The 4,146-nt window shown below is 64.1% G+C and carries 2 protein-coding genes; both read right to left on the reverse strand.

Annotated elements, in window-relative coordinates; translation table 11 throughout:
• Positions 1-14: 14 nt before the first annotated feature.
• Positions 15-2,030 (reverse strand): ABC transporter ATP-binding protein, encoded by a 2,016-nt coding sequence (locus tag ACE3UY_RS15485; protein WP_374688400.1) that lies wholly within the window; start codon positions 2,028-2,030, stop codon positions 15-17.
• 246 nt (positions 2,031-2,276) lie between these two features.
• Positions 2,277-3,908 carry a hypothetical protein gene (locus ACE3UY_RS15490; RefSeq protein ID WP_374688401.1) on the reverse strand — a complete coding sequence of 544 codons (1,632 nt, stop codon included), beginning with the start codon at positions 3,906-3,908 and terminating at the stop codon, positions 2,277-2,279.
• Positions 3,909-4,146 lie beyond the last annotated feature (238 nt).

Raw genomic sequence — 4,146 nt, forward strand, 5'->3', positions numbered from 1 at the left:
CTGTTCACTGACCACTATTCCGCCAAAACTCCCTCCGGCCGGAACTGTGTCTCGTAGAGCGACGCATAGAGGCCGTCGTGGGCCAGAAGGTCGGCGTGCGTGCCCTGCTCCACCAGGCGGCCGTGATCCATCACCAGGATCAGGTCGGCGGCCAGAATAGTCGAGAGCCGGTGGGCGATGACCAGACTGGTGCGCCCCTGCATGACGTGCTGGAGCGCGTCCTGGATGAGCGCCTCGGAGAGCGAATCCAGATGGGACGTGGCCTCGTCGAGCACCAGAATGCGCGGGTCTTTCAGGATGACGCGGGCGATGGCGACGCGCTGGCGTTCGCCGCCGCTCAGCCGGTAGCCGCGCTCGCCCACCACGGTATCATAGCCGTCGGGCAAGGAGACGATGAAGTCGTGGATGTTGGCCGCCTGGGCGGCGGCGATCATCTGGGCTTCGGTTGCGTCAGGCCGGGCGTAGAGCAAGTTGGCGCGGATGGTGTCGTAGAACAGGTAGGTCTCCTGCGTCACCATGCCAATGTTGTCGGCCAATGACGGCAGCGTGACCGTCTTGAGGTCGTGGCCGTCGATGAGGACGCGACCGCCGGTTGGATCATAGAGGCGCGGGATGAGATAGGTGATCGTCGTCTTGCCCGCCCCGCTCGGCCCGACCAGGGCGACCAGTTGGCCCGGCTCGATGTGGAAGTTCACGTCCCTCAAGGCGATGCGGCGCGGCAGACTCGTCGCGATGGCGGTGGGCTCGTCCATCTCGCCGTTCGCGTCGGAGGCGTCCGCCGCTTCCTCCGTCGACGGGCTTTTCTCGGCGTAGGCTGCCGACTTGAGCTTGCGGCCGCGGCGCACCAACGTCTCGTCGCCGCCCCAGTCATAGCGCGTCACTTCGGTCAGACCGGCCCGCCGCCCCTCGCCCAGCGCTGTGTAGTCGAACGTCACCTGGTCGAAGGTAAGGCTGCCCTTCACGTCGCGGAGGGGCTGCGCGCCGGGCAGTTCGTCGATCTCCACCGGGATGTCGAGCACCTCGAAGACGCGCTCAAAGCTGACCATGCTCTGCGCGAACTCGACCGGCGTGTTGGTGAGGGCCATCAACGGCCCGTAGAGTTGGCTCAGGTAAGCTCCGAAGGCGACGATGGTGCCGATCGTGAACGCCCCCTGGATGGTCAGATGACCGCCGACCCAGTAGACCAGCGCCGTGCCGACCGCGCCGATGATGCCCAGCAGCATAAAGAACCAGCGGCCAATGACCGCCGAGCGCACGCCGAGATCGCGCACGGCGGCGCTGTCACGGCGAAAGCGGGCGATCTCGCGCTCCTCGCGGCCGAACAGCTTCACCAGCAGCGCGCCGCTGACGTTGAGCGTCTCGTTCATCGTCGCGTTCATCTCGGCGTTGAGCACCATGGAACGGCGGCGGAGGTCGCGCAGGACGCGGCCGATGCGTCGCGCCGGCAAGTAGAAGAAGGGCAGAACCAGCAGGCCCAGGAAAGTCAGCCGCCACTCCAGCGTGAACATGATGATCAGTGTACCGATCACCTGGACGATGTTGGAAAAGATGGAGATGAGGGTGCTGCTGACTGCCTGTTGCGCGCCGACGACGTCGTTGTTCAGCCGCGACATCAGCTCGCCGGTGCGCGTCTGGGTGAAGAAGCGCAACGACATGCGCTGGAAGTGGCTGTAGAGCGCCGAGCGCAGATCGAAGATAACGCTCTCGCCGATGAAGGCGCTCAGGTCGCGCTGCCAGACGCCGACCAACCCGTTCAGCACGGGTACAGCTACCAGGCCCAGCGCCAGCAGGTTGAGCAGCCGCCGGTCGCTGTTAGGGATGGCGTCATCGATGAGCGAGCGCATGAGCAACGGCGAGGCCAGCGTAATCACCGTGGTGAGCAAAATGCTGAAGAGCAGCAGCAATACCTGCGCGTTATAGGGGCGCGCAAACTGCCACACACGCAGCAGCAACTCGCGCGTCACGACGGGTCGATCTTGCTCCTCGTCGTGGCTCAGATAGGCCCACCAACCGCCGCCATGAAAACCCATACGTCTGCTCCTTTCGGCCCACCCACACACGAGCCTGGTGCTATTCTACGCCGCATTGGCCGCCGTCGCACCTACACCTTTGGTTAGCCCACTTGTAGCGCGCGATGGTATCCCGCGTTCCGGGCGGGCCGACGATGCGGGTTGCCAACCCGCGCTACAATCGCCCCAGAACACACAACAGTGGCCGTTAAGCGCCCAAAGGGGCGCTTAACGGCCACCACAAAACCATCTGGCTAACCGACGTGACTAGTTGTCGAGCGGCATCACCTGAATGTACTCAAAGCGCCAGGTGGCGTTCTCGATCAGGTCGGTTGAGGCGAAGAACCCAAAATAGGGATCGCCGATCCAGCGCGTGTCTTCGTACTCGTAGTGGAACCGCAACTCCTCGCCCACTTTGGCGGCGTAGATCTTGATGCTGTCCGGCCACACTTCGACGCGGTAGTGGTTCCAATCGCGGGGGTCAACAGCCTTGTAAACCGGGGTACTGCCCTCTCTAATGTCGCCGCGACGCTTGAGGGGGCTGCCGCCCTCATTGGGACGCCATTCCAGTTTGTCCACCCGCTCGAACAGCAAGCGCAGGGTGGGTCTGGTCGGGACGGTATCCTCGAAGATGTTGTTGATGTTGTAGAAGTGGTTGAAGCAGACCTTGTGCCGGTGCACCCCATCATCGGAGCCGTCGGGCGGGCAAGCCGGCTGGAGCCAGTCGCCGCCGAAAACCACGCCGCCAGAATGGGCATAGGCCTGGGAGATGAGCTTGGCCTCGAAATCGATGACGTAAGGCACGCGCGGCGCGGGCAGGCCAGGGCTGACGATGGCCCAGTCCCAGCGGCTGGTGATCTGCATCACGTAGCGGCCGTTCTCATAGAAACCCTGGACGACGCCGGCGTTGGTCATCCGACGCAAACCCCAGTTAGTGCCAGAGTTGTCGAAGTCATCGCGATAGCCGCCGACCACGGAGACCACGTTGGACCACGGGCCGGCCCGGTTGCCGATCAGGCTGCGGACCCGATAGTAGAAGATGTTGAACGGCACGGGCGGCCTGGTAATAGACAGACTGGTCTGCGGCCCCATCACATATGGGGTTACGCTGGAGAAGTCGGCCAGTTGCGACTCCTGCAACTCGTAGCCTGTGGACAGAGCAGCCGCCGTCCAGGACACCGTCCAGGTGTTGGCGCTGTTGGGTGAGCCAGCGGCCAGAGTCACGGGGCCGGGATCGGGCTGAATGCCGAACAGGGTGAGCGGCAACAACTGCACCCTCGACAGCTTGAGCGCGCTGACGGTAACCTCGGCGCTGCGGTCAAAGTCCTGGTCGGCGCTGACGACGTGGGCGATTACCTTGAGGATGCTGTTCGGCTCGGCGTCTACGGCGACGCGGGCGCTAATCACCACTGTGGCGTTACCGCCCTCCGGCACAGTCCCGCGCCAGGTAACCGTATCCGTGTCGAAACCGCAGGCCGTCGTGGCCGCCGCGTTGCACTGATGGCTAACGTAGGCCAGATCGACCGGCAGTTTGGTCGTCACCTCGGCGGGGATGTCCAGTTGGCCGTTATTCGCGACCTGGATCGTGAACTCGACCGTCTCGCTGGGCGCGGCCACATCGGCCGAAGCCGTGATCGCCGAACTGTCGAGATTGGCCGGCAAGACGGCGTCGCTCGACAGCGTATGGGCCGACATGTACCGCTCGATGGACGGCGGCATGGCCTGAAGCTCCTCGCTGGTCGGCACGTCATCCTGTGCCGCCGGAGCCAGGCCGTCGCTCTGGGCCGAAATGAGTTGCGCGAAAACCAGCACCGCCATGAGGGCGAGGAGGATCGTTAGCACAACTCGGGTGGGGGTGCGGCGGCGTGTGGGCGGCCGCACGTTTTGCTGCTCTGTCATTGCTCACTTCTCCTTGTGTGGGCGGAACTCCCGGCTCCGTCCCTGAGGCGACCTGTTCAATCGCCATACGTGTGATCGGGCCATGATAGCCACGATGCGAGTGGACGCCACGCAGGTGGATGGTACTGTTCTAGGGGGATTTGGGCAACTCACAAGCCAGTTGACCCACCTCATCCGCCTCGCACAAAGACAGCAGCAGCGAATCGGCCCCGTCGGGCAGAAGCAGCCGCTGTCCCTC

It is taken from the genome of Promineifilum sp. (SeqCode) (assembly GCF_041918635.1).
In the GTDB taxonomy this organism is placed as follows: Bacteria; Chloroflexota; Anaerolineae; order Promineifilales; family Promineifilaceae; genus Promineifilum.